The organism is Streptomyces sp. GD-15H (genome assembly GCF_045291515.1).
Taxonomy (GTDB): Bacteria; Actinomycetota; Actinomycetes; order Streptomycetales; family Streptomycetaceae; genus Streptomyces.
This window is the reverse complement of record NZ_CP149447.1, coordinates 2446760-2462868: the sequence shown is the minus strand read 5'-3', so window position 1 is coordinate 2462868 and position 16109 is coordinate 2446760. Positions and strand designations below refer to the sequence as shown.

Sequence of the window (16109 nt, the reverse complement as noted above, 5' to 3'; positions counted from 1 at the left end):
GGAACGGCAACGGTTTCGCTACGAGCGTTCTGACCTGGTCGGTCTCCAGGGACCACCGCTGTGACGCCTCACCGGACGCGGCCTGTCGACCCCTCGTGCGATGAGCAACGACCGGTCGATTCACCGGACTTCGCGGTGGGATGGTTCCGCTCCTCTGCCTCATCCCACCGGGAACCGGACCGTCGGCCACGGATCGTCTTCGACTCCTGCTCCCCGGGCCTGGTGCCGGACGACACGAATCCGATCGGAGATGTGTCCGTCCGTGCCCTGCGCTGAGCCGCATTCCTCCGGCGGCGGCTCCTCCCCCGGCGGTCACGGAGGGCATGATTGTCAGTGTCGGGCCGTAGGGTGGTCGCGCTATGACGAAGCCCTCACTCCCTGAACTCCTGCACGCCGCCGTCACCGCCGTCGGCGGCACGGAGCGCCCCGGCCAGGTGACCATGGCCGAAGCCGTCGCCGAAGCGATCGACGACGCCTCTCATCTGCTGGTCCAGGCCGGCACCGGCACCGGAAAGTCGCTCGGCTATCTGGTGCCCGCGCTCGCACAGGGGGAGAGAGTCGTCGTGGCGACGGCGACGCTGGCCCTGCAGCGCCAACTCGTGGAACGCGACCTTCCGCGCACGGTGGAGGCGCTGCATCCGCTGCTGCGCCGCCGCCCGGAATTCGCGATGCTCAAGGGCCGGTCCAACTACCTGTGTCTGCACCGTCTCCACGAAGGCGTACCGCAGGACGAGGAGGAGGGCCTCTTCGACCAGTTCGAGGCGGCCGCCCCCACCAGCAAGCTGGGCCAGGACCTGCTGCGCCTGCGCGACTGGGCGGACGAGACGGAGACCGGCGACCGGGACAACCTCACGCCGGGTGTCTCCGACCGGGCCTGGTCCCAGGTGTCGGTGTCGTCCCGGGAGTGCCTGGGCGCCACGAAGTGCGCCTACGGCGCGGAGTGCTTCGCGGAGATGGCCCGTGAGCGGGCCAAACTGGCCGAGGTCGTCGTCACCAACCACGCGCTCCTCGCGATCGACGCGATCGAGGGCGCTCCGGTGCTTCCCCAGCACGAGGTGCTGATCGTCGACGAGGCCCACGAACTGGTCTCCCGGGTCACCGGAGTCGCCACGGGGGAACTCACCCCCGGCCAGGTCAACCGGGCGGTGCGCCGTGCCGCGAAACTCGTCGATGAGAAAGTCGCCGACCAGCTGCAGACCGCGGCCGAAGGCTTTGAACGGCTGATGGAACTGGCTCTTCCGGGGCGCCTGGAGGAGATCCCGGAGGACCTCGGATACGCGCTCATGGCGCTGCGCGACGCGTGCCGGAACGTCATCTCCGCGATCGGGGGCACCCGCGACAAGTCCGTGCAGGACGAGGACGCGGTCCGCAAACAGGCGCTGGCCTCGGTGGAGAGCGTGCACGACGTGGCGGAGCGGATCACCAACGGCTCCGAATGGGATGTCGTCTGGTACGAGCGCCATGAGCCCCGCGGCGGAGCCGCATATCGACACAGCGGCGCCTCGCTGCGCGTCGCCCCCATGTCGGTCTCGGGTCTGCTGCGGGAGAAGCTCTTCTCCGACCGCTCGGTGGTCCTGACGTCAGCGACCCTGAAGCTGGGCGGCGACTTCAATGGCGTGGGAGCCTCCCTGGGGCTCGGTCCCGAGGGCGCCGAAGGAGACGACCTGCCGCGGTGGAAGGGCGTCGACGTCGGCTCTCCGTTCGACTACCCCAGGCAGGGCATCCTCTACGTCGCGAAGCACCTGGCACGCCCGGCCCGTGACGGCGACCGCGCGGACATGCTCGACGAACTCACCGAGCTGATCCAGGCGGCGGGTGGCCGCACGCTGGGCCTGTTCTCCTCGATGCGGGCCGCCCAGCTCGCCGCCGAGGAACTGCGCTCCCGGATCCCGGAGTTCCCGATTCTCCTCCAGGGCGAGGAGACGCTCGGCGAGCTGATCAAGAACTTCGCGGCCGACCCGAAGACCTGCCTGTTCGGCACGCTGTCGCTCTGGCAGGGCGTCGACGTGCCCGGCCCCAGTTGCCAACTGGTCGTCATGGACAAGATCCCGTTCCCGCGCCCGGACGATCCGTTGATGAGCGCCCGCCAGAAGGCCGTGGAGGAGGCCGGCGGCAACGGCTTCATGGCGGTCGCCGCCACCCACGCGGCGCTGCTCATGGCACAGGGCGCCGGCCGTCTCGTTCGGGCCACGGGCGACCGCGGTGTGGTCGCCGTCCTGGATCAGCGTCTGGCGACGGCCCGTTACGGCAGTTACCTGAAGGCCTCGCTGCCCGACTTCTGGTTCACCACGGACCGGAATCAGGCCAGGAAATCCCTGGCCGCGATCGACGCGGCGGCGAAGCGGGCCGAGAGCGAGGCGGAAGTACCGGCGGAGACGGAGTGACAGCGGGGCGGCTTGTCACGGATTGCGACGGCCACCCCGAGCCACCATGCGCCGTCATCGAGCCGGAAAGCCGAAGAGCCGGACAGCACAGGGCCCCGGAACCGGCGCAGGGGTCCCGGGGCCCGGTCGGAGGGTGGGGCCGCACCGGCCGGCCCCGCACCGAACTCAGACGCGGCGCAGAACGGCCACCACCTTGCCCAAAATGGTCGCGTCGTCGCCCGGGATCGGCTCGTAGGTCGCGTTGTGCGGGAGGAGCCAGACGTGGCCGTCCTCGCGCTTGAAGCGCTTGACGGTGGCTTCGCCGTCGAGCATCGCCGCCACGATGTCGCCGTTCTCGGCGACGGGCTGGCGTCGGACCGTGACCCAGTCGCCGTCACAGATCGCGGCCTCGATCATGGAATCGCCGACCACTTTCAGAACGAACAGCTCGCCGTCACCGACGAGCTGCCGGGGGAGGGGGAAGACGTCCTCGACCGACTCCTCGGCGAGGATGGGGCCACCGGCGGCGATACGGCCCACCAGGGGAACGTACGACGCGGCCGGCTTGCCCGCGGTGTCCGTGGGCTGCACGGAGGCGGCCTGGTCGGAACCGCGCACCTCGTAGGCGCGGGGGCGGTGCGGGTCGCGACGCAGGAACCCCTTGCGCTCCAGAGCCATCAGCTGGTGCGCCACGGATGACGTGCTGGAGAGGCCGACCGCCTGGCCGATCTCGCGCATCGACGGCGGGTAGCCGCGGCGCTGCACCGAATCCCTGATGACTTCGATCACCCGGCGCTGGCGGTCGGTGAGTCCGGAGCTGTCCGCCCGGATGCCAGGAGGTCGGCCAGGCAAGGAGCGCTTGGGTCCCTCAGGATGCGTGGCTTCGCTCCTCGCGTGCACCGGCTCGAGCCGGCCCTGGGAGCGGTCCTGAGCAGCGATGCTGGCGCTGTCTGCGGTGGTGGTCACGTCGGCCCCTCTCGATGGTCTCCCTGCAGGACAACGGTAGTAGCTTTCGAAAGGTTGCGCCAAACACACGTTCGAGTGAAAAATCGCGAATTACGTTATGCGATCGCGTGCTGAGGTGTATCGGCGGCGGCGCTTCCTGTCGGACAAACGCGCCCCTTGTTGTACTCTTCGCCGCTGAGGCGACGGCCTCCCGGTCGTTGGCCCAGTCTGCCACTGGGTGTCCCGCGGGACGGGGAGTGGCCCGGCTCTCTCCGGGAGCCGCACCCGCTCTCCTTCCCGCGTGCACGACATCTCCCCATGTGCTGCGCGGCACGCGCGCGTCCGGCCGGTCCGGCACGCGGCTGCCGGCCTCGGCGGCAGGGGGGCGCCCCGCCCGGTGTCCCGCCGAAGGCCCCGCGGGCCGCGCGGGGAGGTGCCCGGGCGGGCGCACCATGAGGCCGTGCGGGCGCATCGCGAGAGGGCTCGGCCGGGCGTCGACTGTCCGGATTCGAGTGACACGCGTGCTGGGGTGTATGTATGGGCCAATCCCCACATCTAGTGGTTGGATTGCACTAGCTACCCAGAAGTTGTGGTCCCCGGGTCTTGAGGCCCTCGGAGATCGCTTATGCTGGAGCAGCTTCGTGGGGCCGAACAAACCTCGTGAGGCCATGGAGTCTGCTGTGAGGAAGGGTTGGGATCTCATGCACTGCCCCTTCTGCAGGCACCCTGACAGCCGTGTCGTCGACAGTCGTACGACCGACGACGGCACGTCGATCCGCAGGCGCCGCCAGTGCCCTGACTGCTCCCGTCGTTTCACGACCGTGGAGACGTGCTCGCTCATGGTGGTCAAGCGGTCCGGAGTCACCGAGCCGTTCAGCCGCATCAAGGTCATCAACGGTGTGCGCAAGGCATGCCAGGGGCGTCCTGTCACCGAGGACGCGCTCGCGCAGCTCGGCCAGCGCGTCGAAGAGGCGGTGCGGGCCACCGGGAGCGCCGAGCTGACCACCCATGACGTGGGGCTGGCCATACTCGGCCCGCTGCAGGAGCTCGACCTCGTCGCCTATCTGCGGTTCGCGTCCGTCTATCGGGCGTTCGAGTCGCTGGAGGACTTCGAGGCCGCGGTCGCGGAACTCAGGCAAGTGGAGCACTCCGCCGCGGACGACGGAGACCGCGAAGGGGCTGTCGTGGGGAGCCAGGGAGACGGCAGCGGGTCCGGAGGGACTGCCCAGGTCCCGGAACCCGCTCCGACCGTCGACTGACCGGCGGTCCCTGCCTGGCCGACGGCCGGGCGCGGCCGGACAGCGGCGACGAGAAGATCTGTTGCGGGTGAGCCAGTGGGTGCCCGCAGCGTTGGACAAATACCGTGCCCCGGAAACATCGGGGCACTTCAGGGCGTTTTGCCCGTACAGGGAGGCGGCATGACAGAGACGGCGAGCGGTCCGACACGGAGTTCCCGGGCCAAGAGCACCAAGGCCGGCAAGGGACTGCGTGTCGAGCGCATCCATACCACTCCTGGAGTCCACCCTTACGACGAGGTGGCGTGGGAGCGCCGTGACGTCGTGATGACCAACTGGCGCGACGGCTCGGTCAACTTCGAGCAGCGCGGCGTCGAGTTCCCCGAATTCTGGTCGGTGAACGCGGTCAACATCGTCACCAGCAAGTACTTCCGCGGTGCCGTGGGCACCCCGCAGCGCGAGACCAGCCTCAAGCAGCTGATCGACCGCATCGCGAAGACGTACCGGAAGGCGGGCGAGGACCACAAGTACTTCGCGTCGCCCGCCGACGCCGAGATCTTCGAGCACGAGCTGGCCCACGCCCTTCTGCACCAGATCTTCAGCTTCAACAGCCCTGTCTGGTTCAACGTCGGCACCAAGCAGCCCCAGCAGGTCTCCGCCTGCTTCATCCTGTCCGTCGACGACTCCATGGAGTCGATCCTCGACTGGTACAAGGAAGAGGGCATGATCTTCAAGGGCGGCTCCGGCGCCGGCCTGAACCTCTCCCGCATCCGCTCCTCCAAGGAGCTGCTGTCCTCCGGCGGCAACGCCTCGGGTCCTGTCTCCTTCATGCGCGGCGCCGACGCGTCCGCCGGCACCATCAAGTCCGGTGGTGCCACCCGCCGGGCCGCCAAGATGGTCGTTCTCGACGTGGACCACCCCGACATCGAGGGGTTCATCGAGACGAAGGTCAAGGAAGAGGAGAAGATCCGCGTCCTGCGCGACGCGGGTTACGACATGGACCTGGGCGGCGACGACATCGCCTCCGTCCAGTACCAGAACGCCAACAACTCGGTCCGCGTGAACGACGAGTTCATGAACGCGGTCCAGCAGGGCGGCCAGTTCGGTCTCCGTGCCCGGATGACCGGTGAGGTCATCGAGGAAGTCGACGCCAAGGCGCTCTTCCGCAAGATCGCCGAGGCCGCCTGGGCCTGCGCTGACCCGGGTATCCAGTACGACGACACGATCAACAACTGGCACACCTGCCCCGAGTCCGGCCGCATCACCGCGTCGAACCCGTGCAGCGAGTACATGCACCTGGACAACACGTCCTGCAACCTGGCCTCGCTGAACCTGATGAAGTTCCTCAAGGACGACGGCAAGGGCACCCAGTCCTTCGAGACCGAGCGCTTCCAGAAGGTCGTCGAGCTGGTCATCACCGCGATGGACATCTCGATCTGCTTCGCGGACTTCCCGACCCAGAAGATCGGCGAGAACACGCGCGCGTTCCGTCAGCTCGGCATCGGCTACGCCAACCTCGGCGCCCTGCTGATGGCCACCGGTCACGCCTACGACTCGGACGGCGGCCGTGCTCTCGCGGGTGCGATCACCTCGCTGATGACCGGCACGGCCTACCGGCGTTCCGCGGAACTGGCCGCGGTGGTCGGCCCGTACGACGGGTACGCCCGTAACGCCGACGCCCACAAGCGCGTCATGAAGCAGCACTTTGACGCCAACGGCGCGGCCGTGCGCATGGACGACCTGGACAACCCGGTGTGGGCCGCGGCCACCGAGGCCTGGCAGGACGTGGTGCGCCTCGGCGACAAGAACGGCTTCCGCAACTCCCAGGCGTCCGTGCTCGCCCCGACCGGCACCATCGGGCTGGCGATGTCCTGCGACACCACCGGTGTCGAGCCCGACCTCGCCCTGGTCAAGTTCAAGAAGCTCGTCGGCGGCGGTTCGATGCAGATCGTCAACGGCACCGTCCCGCAGGCCCTGCGCCGCCTGGGCTACCAGGAGGAGCAGATCGAGGCGATCGTCGCCCACATCGCCGACAACGGCAATGTGATCGACGCCCCCGGTCTCAAGCACGAGCACTACGAGGTGTTCGACTGCGCCATGGGCGAGCGGGCCATCTCCCCGATGGGCCACGTCCGCATGATGGCCGCGATCCAGCCCTGGATCTCCGGCGCGATCTCCAAGACGGTCAACATGCCGGAGACGGCGACCGTCGAAGAGGTCGAGGAGATCTACTTCGAGGCCTGGAAGCTGGGCGTCAAGGCGCTCGCCATCTACCGCGACAACTGCAAGGTGGGGCAGCCCCTCTCCGCCAAGAAGAAGGACGAGAAGGCGGAGGTCACCGAGAAGGCCGAGGACACGATCCGTGCCGCGGTCGAGAAGGTGGTCGAGTACCGCCCGGTCCGCAAGCGTCTCCCGAAGGGGCGTCCCGGCATCACCACCTCCTTCACCGTCGGTGGCGCCGAGGGCTACATGACGGCCAATTCCTACCCGGACGACGGTCTCGGTGAGGTCTTCCTGAAGATGTCCAAGCAGGGCTCGACCCTCGCGGGCATGATGGACGCCTTCTCCATCGCGGTCTCCGTCGGCCTCCAGTACGGCGTCCCGCTGGAGACGTACGTCTCGAAGTTCACCAACATGCGTTTCGAGCCGGCCGGTATGACGGACGACCCGGACGTGCGGATGGCGCAGTCCATCGTCGACTACATCTTCCGCCGCCTGGCGCTGGACTTCCTGCCCTTCGAGACGCGCTCCGCGCTCGGCATCCACTCCGCCGACGAGCGTCAGCGCCACCTCGAGACCGGCTCCTACGAGCCGACCGACGAGGAGCTCGACGTCGAGGGCCTGGCCCAGTCCGCGCCGCGGGCTCAGGAGCTGAAGGCGGTCTCCACGCCGAAGGCCGAGGTCGAGGCGGCCGAGCCCGCTCCGCGGGAGGTTCACACCAGCGCCGAGCTGGTCGAGATGCAGCTGGGCATCCAGGCCGACGCTCCGCTCTGCTTCTCCTGCGGCACGAAGATGCAGCGCGCCGGCTCCTGCTACATCTGCGAGGGCTGCGGCTCGACCAGCGGATGCAGCTGAGGCAGGGCCTGACACCGACACCGCTGGTACCGGTGCGTTCGTCCGGTGACTGAGCGGTGGAGGGTGTGGGAGTGGGGCACCAGCCAACAGGCTGGTGCCCCACTCCTCTGTCTCTCCTGTCGAGGGTTCCCGAGTCCCGGGTGACCGGGCCGCTGAGGATCCGGGTCACGCCCGGCGGGCCGCCCCCATCGCGCGGGTGAACGTCACCGGGTCGTCCAGGAAGCCCTCGACGCCGGGATGGAAGTCCCATACGCCGGTGTCGTCCCGGGTGAACTCGGCGACGGTGGCCGCCGTGGCCCCCAGGACACCGCCGAAGTCGTCCTCGGCCAGGACGGTGTACCCCTGGCGGATGCGCAGACCGGGGTGAGCCACGCCGGAGAAGGTCCGCCGCGTCTGATGCTGCTGAATGACGACGCCGACCACCACGCGCGCGTACCGCGCGTCAAGCCGGTTCAGCTCCAGCGTCATGACCTCGTCGAAGCCGAAGCCCAAGCCGTCCTGGCTGTCCCGGTTCAGCGTGATGGTGCCGTCGGGGGAGCGGCTGTCGAAGTGCACCACATAGGAGGGATCGCCGTGCGGATCGCTTGCCAGGTAGGGCGCGGCGACGAGATCAAGATCGGTGGACGGTTGTCCCGCGGGACTCGGGTCCCATTTCAGCGCGATCTCGACCTTGTCGATGCCCTTGTTGACGCCGTTCACCCATTTTCCCCTTCCCTGTGCGACCATCCTGCCCTTTCATCCCAACTGCCGTGCGACTCCGGCAGGTTGTCCATCCTGTCATGCCCGGCCGGGTCAGTGCGGTGAAGCAGTCCGGGCGAGGGTGACCGACGCCACGCTCCGCGGCCTTACGATGGCGCGGTGCTGGTCAAGTGGATTCGCTGCACCGTGGTGGACCGCCGCGGGTTCGAACGGGGACAGCGAAAATGGGCGGGGCTTCTGGGGGAGCCGGGGTTTCGTGGACAGGGCGGAGGATGGAGCCGGGCACGGCAGGATGTGGCGCACATCTTCTCCTTCTGGGAGAGCCGTGCCTTCTACGACTCGTTCATGGCGCGTTCCCACGATCGGCTCGCCTCGGCTCAGGTGGGCACCTTCAAGGACGCCCAGGTCCGACTCTTCGACCATCGCTTCGACGTGAAGACGGGCTTCGAACCGCGCTTCACGGACGCGGACCTGCTGAGAGTGGCGCTGTGCCGGGTCCACGAGGAGCGGACGGAGCACTTCGTGCTGATGCACGAGAAGGTCTGGAACCCGGCGATGGCAGGCTCGCCCGGCATGGTCCGAGGTCTGTTCGGTGAGGCACCCGGCAACGAGTTCCTGGTGCTGTCGATGTGGTGGTCGGCGGCCGAGCACGGCAAGTACCGCACCGAGCGCGTGGAACGTCTCGCCCTGAGGGCGCAGACGGAGGCCGACATAGCGGCCCTCACGGGGGACGTCGTCGACCTGGAGCCGGTCTGGACGGTCTGACGACCGTGCGCACCGAGAGCGCCTTCCTTTCTGTGATGTATGCGGATCATGTGGCTTGCACGGCCCGTGGGGCGCGGATCGTGGCGCTGTCCGTGGTTCGGGAAGTGTGTGACCTGCACCGTATGGGGCGCGTACGGGTGCTCGGTCGGTCGTCACCCGTTCTAGGGTTTCGGCATGGCACGACCACGGCGCATCGTCCTTGTCCGGCACGGTGAATCAACGGGCAATGTTGACGACTCCCTCTATGAGCGCGAACCCGATCACGCGCTGGCCCTGACCGAGCGGGGCCGGCGGCAGGCGGAGGAGACGGGTAAGCGGTTGCGTGACCTGTTCGGCCGCGAGCGCGTCAGCGTGTACGTGTCCCCCTACCGCCGTACGCACCAGACGCTGGCCCTCTTCGGCCTCGACCCGGGGCTCATACGCGTGCGTGAGGAGCCGAGACTGCGCGAGCAGGACTGGGGCAACTGGCAGGACCAGAAGGACGTACGCCTGCAGAAGGAACGCCGGGACGCGTACGGCCACTTCTTCTACCGCTTCGCCCAGGGAGAGTCCGGCGCCGACGTCTATGACCGGGTCGACGGCTTCCTGGAGAGCCTCTTCCGCAGTTTCGAGGCCCCCGACCATCCGCCGAACGTTCTCATCGTGACCCACGGTCTGGCCATGCGGCTGTTCTGCATGCGGTGGTTCCACTGGACCGTGGCGGAGTTCGAATCCCTGTCGAACCCGGGGAACGCCGAGATGCGGATGCTCGTTCTGGGCGAGGACGGCAAGTACACGCTCGACCGGCCCTTCGAGCGGTGGCGGGAGCCGGAACCGTATGGGATCACCGGGATAGAGTGGCAGGGCGATGACCGCTGACTCCTCCTCCACCGGGCGCCTGGACCGCGCCCTGGCCAGCCTGCGCGGACTGTCGGTGGGGGACGCGCTGGGCTCGCAGTTCTTCGTTCCGGTGAACTATCCGCTGCTCATGCGCCGTGAGCTGCCCCCCGGCCGCTGGCAGTGGACGGACGACACGGAGATGGCCTGCTCGGTCGTCGCCGTCCTGGCCGCTCACCAGCGGATCGACCAGGAGGCCCTCGCGCAGTCCTTCGCCGGGCATCACGACTTCGACCGCGGCTACGGGCCCGCGGTCGGCCGGCTGCTGCGGTTGGTCCGTGAGGGCGGCGACTGGCGGGAGCTCGCCGCCGGGCTCTTCAACGGTCAGGGTTCCTGGGGCAACGGGGCGGCGATGCGCATCGCGCCGCTGGGTGCCTGGTACGCGGACGATCCGGAGCAGGCCGTCCACCAGGCCGAGATCTCGGCCTACCCCACCCACCAGCATCGCGAGGCCGTGGTCGGCGCGATGGCCGTCGCCGCGGCAGCCGCGCTCGCCGCCGCACCCGGGGAAGCCCGCTCCGGAAGCCCTCCTCGACGGGGTCGTCGCACTGGTCCCCAAGAGGAGCGCGGTCGGTGCGGGGCTGCGCCGGGCCCGGGACATGCTCGACTTCGGTGATGTGGCCACCGTCGCCGCCGTACTCGGTTGTGGACGGCGTACGACGGCCCATGACACCGTGCCCTTCGCGCTGTGGTCGGCCGCCCGGGCCCTGGGCGACTACGAGCAGGCGTTCTGGACGACGGCCCAGGCGGGCGGAGACGTGGATACGACGTGCGCCATCGTGGGCGGGGTGGTCGCGGCCGGGAAGGCCGGGGTGCCGCCTTCCGGGTGGCTCGAGCGGGTCGAGGCGCTGCCGAGCTGGGTGCCGGTGTCGCTTTAGCCGTCCGCCCCGGGCCGGAACGACCCGGGGCGGGGCGGAACTTCCTGTGTTTTCCAGGAACTCTCCGTGACCGGCCGCTCGTTGTCGAGACAGCAGTGTGGGACATGAGGTCTGACATGCGTAGGTGGTGGAACGCGGACGCCCCGCGGGCCGGGTTGCCCGCCTTCGGCGCGGCGCCGGACAGGGGGAGTGTGTGCGAGGACCTGCTGACGCTGTGTCGGACGGCGCGTGACGCGATGTACTCGCGGTCGGGGATCGCCCTGCGCTCGGTGATTCACGAATGCGATTCCGCGCAGGCCGAGCGGTTCCGTGCCGTGATCTTCGAAGGGGTCGTGGAGCCGACCATCGCGATGCTCCGGGAGGCGAGCGAGCGCGGGATCGAGGGCGGGGAAGTGTGTTCGGACGCGGCGAACAGCCGCGTTCTCGACGTCATCCCGGCGATGATGATGTACCGGTCAAAGATGTGCGGAAGTGAATGGCCGGACATGGATGCGGAAGAAATGATCGACCGGCCGATGGTTCCGCCGCTGCCGCCGAGCGGCTCTTGAGCCGGGCCGCCGTGGACCGTGACCTCGTTCGGGGAACCTGGGTGTCGCGGGCCGTTCCGGGCGGCGTACGCTAAGGGCGCCATGCCGTACGAACCACCAACTCACACCGTCGAACGGTCTCTCCGCGCCACGACCGGGGCGAAGATCGTCGCAGGGGTCGACGAGGTGGGGCGCGGCGCCTGGGCCGGCCCCGTCACCGTCTGCGCGGCGATCACCGGACTGCGTCGGCCCCCCGAAGGTCTCACCGACTCCAAACTCCTCACCGTCAAGCGGCGCGCCGAACTCGACCGGACGCTGAGGAGTTGGGTGACGTCGTACGCCCTGGGCCACGCGTCCCACGAGGAGATCGACCAGTTGGGGATGACGGCCGCGCTGCGGCTGGCGGCGGTACGCGCGCTCGAGGCGCTGCCGGCCCGGCCCGACGCGGTGATACTCGACGGCAAGCACGACTATCTCGGGGCGCCCTGGCGGGTCCGAACCGTGATCAAGGGCGATCAGTCGTGCGTGGCGGTCGCAGCGGCCTCGGTGATCGCCAAGGTGCACCGCGACAAAATGATGGCCGAACTGGGCGCCGACCATGCAGACTTCGGTTTTGCGGACAACGCCGGGTATCCGTCACCCGTGCACAGGGCCGCGCTGGAGGTCCGGGGGCCCACCCCCTACCACCGGTTGTCGTGGGCGTATCTTGATGCGCTGCCCCAGTGGCGGCATCTCAAGAAGGTCCGCGGCTGGGCGGACGGAAGCGCTCCGGAGATCGAGGGTCAGCTCGGCTTCGACTTCTGACGGTTCCGTTCGCACTCATGTGCCACCCGGCGGCGCGAGCCGTACCAACGTTTGATAAAAATCAGCTCATGCCTCTCATTCCCGAGGAGCCTCAGATTCACGAGAGTGCCCAGGGTCCCCGCGCCACTCCGGCCAGCGGCCGTACCGCGCCGACCCCCCGCCCCGTACCCGGTCCCCGCCCCGCGGCTCCGCCGCGTCCTGGTCGTCCCGGCCCGGTCCGGCCGGCGCCCCCGGCGCAACGCACGCCGCGTGATGCCACTGCGGCGGCCGAACCCGTCCCTCCGAAGCCGGCCGCCGCTGTCGCGGACGGCACCCGGATCCAGCTCATTCCGGCCTCGGTCCAGGGGGCGCTCGACGCCGCCGAGGAAGCCGTGGACCTGCTGCTGGACTCGGGCCGTGCCCCGGGCGACGTGCTGGTGATCACCACCGGCGAGCCGCACCCGTGGGTCACCCACGAACTGTCCTTTGGTGAAGCGTCCTACTGGGCTCTGCACGACGCCGGTGACGACGTCTTCCACACGGACGTCGCCGGCGCGGAGCGTGCCGGGGCGCGGCCCGTCGTCGTGGTCGCCGTCAACGGCGGTTCCGAGTCGGTGACCGCGTCGGCCCTGTCCGCCGCCCACGCCAAGGCCACCGCCCTGCTGATCGTCTGCGGCGACCCGAAGCGGATCAACTCGGTGATGAGCGCGGGCGTTTGAGCCGACGCCCTGGCGCCCGTCAGTACGGGCGCCAGGTCTCGGTTCCGGGGAGCACCGTCGGTCCTCAGCGTGCCGCCGCGCGGCGCAGGACCTCGGACGCGACACCGCCGGCGCGTGGTGCCCGCGGCGGTGCCTCGGCCGTGGCGAACGGCTCCGGCTCCGAGTCGGCGCTGGGCCGGCGCCCACCGCGCTCCTCGCCGAGCACCTGCCAGCCGTCACGGGTCAGCGTGATGTACGCCCCGCAACGCAGCCCGTGCAGCGTGCAGGCGTCCCGCAGCCCCCACATCCACGCGCCGTCCTCCTCCGTCCAACGCGCGTCGCCGACGCGGCAGTAGAGCAGCACGGCGGTACGCGTCGGAGTACGGCGCCGCAGGTCGTGCGGGATGATCCGGCGCAACTGGGACAGCAGCGTGTTACGGAACATCCAGCCGTCCGCCGGGGCGGGGTGGCGGGTGAACGAAGCGCTCGCCCGCAGCCGCTCGTCCGGGTCGAGCACGGCGACGACCGCGGTCGCCTGCCCGGGACGATGCCGGGCGTGCAGGCCGCTGACGACCTCACGCGGGTTGCGCAGCAGCGGGATTCCCGCGGCAGCCCACTCGGCGGGTTCGAGCACACGAGTGGCGGGCGTCGACAGCGATGCGGCCGGGGACGAAGCGAATCCGAAGGTCACGGTCCTCCCTTCGGCTACGCCCGGACTGCGGGCGGGGGCGGATTTCGGGGGAGCGCGCACGCAACAGAGCCCAACCTGATCGGCGGACGAGCCGTGCGGGTGCGGACCTCGATTCTTCCCGTCGAACCTGGATGCGGCAACGAGCAATCAGGCGGGCAGACCGTTATCGGGTGATCAGCGGCTTATATCCCTGTCCGGTGTGCCGGGTGCGGTCCCCGGGGCGCGTCAGCCCTGTACGGCCAGCACCAGAGGCAGTACCCCCTCGGCGCCGGCCCGCCGGAGCAGGCGTGCCGCGACCGTGAGGGTCCAGCCCGTCTCCGTGTAGTCGTCCACCAGAAGCACCGGTCCCCGAGCCTCGGCGAGGGCCGTGGCGAGAGAGGAGGGGACGGCCAGCGCCCCGTCGAGGGCCTTCAGGCGCTGCGCGCTGTTGCTCCGGGACGCCGGCCGGGCCTCGTCCGTGCACTCCACGGAACCCAGCAAGGGCAGGCGTCCGATCTTCGCGATGTGTGCTCCCAGCGAGTGGATCAGGGCGGGGCGGGTGCGGGAGGAGACGGTGACCACACCGACCGGCCGGGGCTGGGCGTCCGGCGCTCCCGACGCCCAGCCGCCGGGCCTCTTGGCCCAGTCGGCCAGCACACCCACCACGGCCTTCGCCACGTCGTCGGGCACGGGCCCGTCCGGGGCCTGGGGCGCGAACATCGGACGCAGCCGGTTGCCCCAGCCGATGTCCGACAGGCGCCCCAGCGCCCGGCCCTGAGCGGTCTGTTCCCCGGCCGGGATGCGCCCCTTGAGGTCCATGCCGATCGCCGGGAGTCCGGTGGGCCACATGCGCCGCGGTTCCACCTCCACCCCCGCCCGGCCGAGGTCCACGCGGGCCGCCTCGAGCGCGGTGGGGGAGGCTTCGGGGGTGTAGCGCGCGCCCGCGCAGTTGTCGCAGCGGCCGCAGGGTTTCGCGCCCTCGTCGTCCAACTGGCGCTGCAGGAACTCCATCCGGCAGTCCGCGGTCGTCGCGTACTCGCGCATCGCCTGCTGTTCGGCTCCCCGCTGGCGGGCCACCCACGCGTACCGCTCGGCGTCGTACGTCCATGGCTGCCCGGTCGCGATCCAGCCCCCCTTGACCCGTCGCACCGCCCCGTCCACGTCGAGGACCTTGAGCATGGTTTCCAGCCGGGAGCGGCGCAGCTCGACCAGGGGTTCAAGGGCGGGCAACGAGAGGGGCCGGTCCGCGCGAGCGAGGACGTCGAGTGTGCGGCGCACCAGATCCTCCGAGGGGAAGGCGAGGGACGCGAAGTACGTCCAGATCGCCTCGTCCTCCTTGCCCGGGAGGAGCAGCACCTCGGCGTGGCGCACACCACGGCCGGCGCGGCCGACCTGCTGGTAGTAGGAGATGGGAGAGGACGGCGAGCCGAGGTGGACCACGAATCCCAGGTCCGGTTTGTCGAAGCCCATACCGAGGGCGGAGGTGGCGACCAGGGCCTTCACCTTATTGGCGAGCAGGTCCTCCTCGGCCTGCTGCCGTTCCGCGTTCTCCGTCTTGCCGGTGTACGAGGCGACGGTGTGACCTCGCTGCCGCAGGAAGGCGGTGACCTCCTCGGCGGCTGCCACGGTGAGGGTGTAGACGATTCCGGAGCCCGGCAGCTCATCGAGGTGATCGGCGAGCCAGGCCATCCGGTGCGCGGCGTCCGGCAGGCGCAGCACACTCAGACTCAGGCTCTCCCGGTCCAGCGGGCCCCGCAGCACCAGGGCGTCCGAGGTGCCCCCCGTGCCGAGTTGCTCCGCGACGTCGGCGGTCACCCGGGCGTTGGCGGTGGCGGTGGTGGCCAGTACGGGAACGTCGGGCGGGAGGTCGGTGAGCATGGTGCGCAGTCGACGGTAGTCGGGGCGGAAGTCGTGGCCCCAGTCGGAGATGCAGTGGGCCTCGTCCACCACGAGGAGCCCGGTCGCGGCGGAGAGTTTGGGCAGCACCTGATCACGGAAGTCCGGGTTGTTCAACCGCTCCGGACTCACCAGCAGGACATCGACGTCGCCCGCGGCGATCTCGGTCTGGATGGTGTCCCATTCCTCGCTGTTGGAGGAGTTGATGGTGCGGGCGTGGATACCGGCTCTGGCCGCGGCCTCGACCTGGTTGCGCATCAGCGCCAGGAGGGGGAGACGATCACTGTGGGGCCGCTGCCCCGGGCCCGCAGCAGCGATGTGGCCACGAAGTAGACCGCGGACTTGCCCCAGCCCGTGCGCTGGACGACCAGGGCCCGGCGCTTGTCGGCGACCAGTGCCTCGATCGCCCGCCACTGGTCCTCGCGCAGCCGGGCATCCCCCGAGGTGTCCCCGACGAGCCGGACGAGGACGGCGTCCGCCGCCGTCCGGAGATCCGCGTTGTTCGTGTGCTCCATGAGCCCCATATAACAGGACGGCAAGGACAGCAGGGCGGTGCTGCGGGACGGTGAGAGGTCGGCCCTTGTGTGGTAATCGGGTCACAGTGGAAGCGAAAGCGCAGGTCAGGTGGGGTATTTGATGTGTCCCTGGCGGGAGTTGTCCACAAGGCGAGCAGAGTTTCCCGATCCGCGAAATCTTCAT

General features: G+C 69.6%; 11 protein-coding genes and 2 pseudogenes. 9 read left to right on the top strand and 4 right to left on the bottom strand.

Annotated features, from left to right (window positions below; genetic code table 11):
• The first annotated feature begins 359 nt into the window (after positions 1 to 359).
• Positions 360 to 2384 carry an ATP-dependent DNA helicase gene (locus tag WJ438_RS11545; RefSeq protein ID WP_406725161.1) on the top strand — a complete coding sequence of 675 codons (2025 nt, stop codon included), beginning with the start codon at positions 360 to 362 and terminating at the stop codon, positions 2382 to 2384.
• A gap of 165 nt (positions 2385 to 2549) precedes the next feature.
• On the opposite strand, the gene lexA is transcribed toward WJ438_RS11545, so the two are convergent.
• Positions 2550 to 3329, bottom strand: coding sequence for a transcriptional repressor LexA (lexA, locus tag WJ438_RS11540; RefSeq protein ID WP_406725160.1), 780 nt, complete (start codon positions 3327 to 3329; stop codon positions 2550 to 2552).
• 680 nt (positions 3330 to 4009) lie between these two features.
• On the opposite strand from lexA, the gene nrdR reads away from it, so the two are divergent.
• Both nrdR and WJ438_RS11530 read left to right on the top strand, forming a co-directional pair.
• Positions 4010 to 4567 (top strand): transcriptional regulator NrdR, encoded by a 558-nt coding sequence (gene nrdR, locus WJ438_RS11535; RefSeq protein ID WP_406725159.1) that lies wholly within the window; start codon positions 4010 to 4012, stop codon positions 4565 to 4567.
• A gap of 159 nt (positions 4568 to 4726) precedes the next feature.
• The gene (locus WJ438_RS11530; protein WP_406725158.1) at positions 4727 to 7618 is read left to right on the top strand and encodes a vitamin B12-dependent ribonucleotide reductase; all 2892 of its coding nucleotides are present in this window, start codon (positions 4727 to 4729) and stop codon (positions 7616 to 7618) included.
• 165 nt (positions 7619 to 7783) lie between these two features.
• On the opposite strand, the gene WJ438_RS11525 is transcribed toward WJ438_RS11530, so the two are convergent.
• Entirely contained in the window at positions 7784 to 8317 is a 534-nt protein-coding gene (locus WJ438_RS11525; protein WP_406725157.1) for a TerD family protein, read from the bottom strand.
• A gap of 159 nt (positions 8318 to 8476) precedes the next feature.
• Here WJ438_RS11525 and WJ438_RS11520 point away from each other — a divergent pair, with 159 nt between their 5' ends.
• From WJ438_RS11520 to WJ438_RS11495, 6 genes and pseudogenes are all read left to right on the top strand, one after another.
• Positions 8477 to 9082, top strand: coding sequence for a YdbC family protein (locus WJ438_RS11520; protein WP_406725156.1), 606 nt, complete (start codon positions 8477 to 8479; stop codon positions 9080 to 9082).
• A gap of 174 nt (positions 9083 to 9256) precedes the next feature.
• Positions 9257 to 9940: a histidine phosphatase family protein gene (locus WJ438_RS11515; protein WP_406725155.1), complete on the top strand. Its 684-nt coding sequence runs from the start codon at positions 9257 to 9259 to the stop codon at positions 9938 to 9940.
• Positions 9930 to 10836: pseudogene (locus WJ438_RS11510) on the top strand (ADP-ribosylglycohydrolase family protein). Before WJ438_RS11515 ends, WJ438_RS11510 begins: the two are co-directional and overlap by 11 nt.
• 104 nt (positions 10837 to 10940) lie before the next feature.
• On the top strand, positions 10941 to 11384 hold the full coding sequence (locus WJ438_RS11505; protein WP_406725154.1) for a TetR-like C-terminal domain-containing protein: 444 nt from the start codon (positions 10941 to 10943) through the stop codon (positions 11382 to 11384).
• An 81-nt stretch (positions 11385 to 11465) separates the two neighbouring features.
• On the top strand, positions 11466 to 12167 hold the full coding sequence (locus WJ438_RS11500; RefSeq protein WP_406725153.1) for a ribonuclease HII: 702 nt from the start codon (positions 11466 to 11468) through the stop codon (positions 12165 to 12167).
• 68 nt (positions 12168 to 12235) lie between these two features.
• A complete protein-coding gene (locus WJ438_RS11495; RefSeq protein ID WP_406725152.1) occupies positions 12236 to 12865 on the top strand; it encodes a hypothetical protein in 630 nt (209 codons plus the stop codon).
• Between the two features lie 64 nt (positions 12866 to 12929).
• Here the strand turns inward: WJ438_RS11495 and WJ438_RS11490 are convergent, their stop codons facing one another.
• Positions 12930 to 13535 (bottom strand): hypothetical protein, encoded by a 606-nt coding sequence (locus tag WJ438_RS11490; RefSeq protein ID WP_406725151.1) that lies wholly within the window; start codon positions 13533 to 13535, stop codon positions 12930 to 12932.
• Positions 13536 to 13760: 225 nt separating this feature from the next.
• A pseudogene (locus WJ438_RS11485) lies at positions 13761 to 15925 on the bottom strand (RecQ family ATP-dependent DNA helicase).
• Positions 15926 to 16109: the final 184 nt, after the last annotated feature.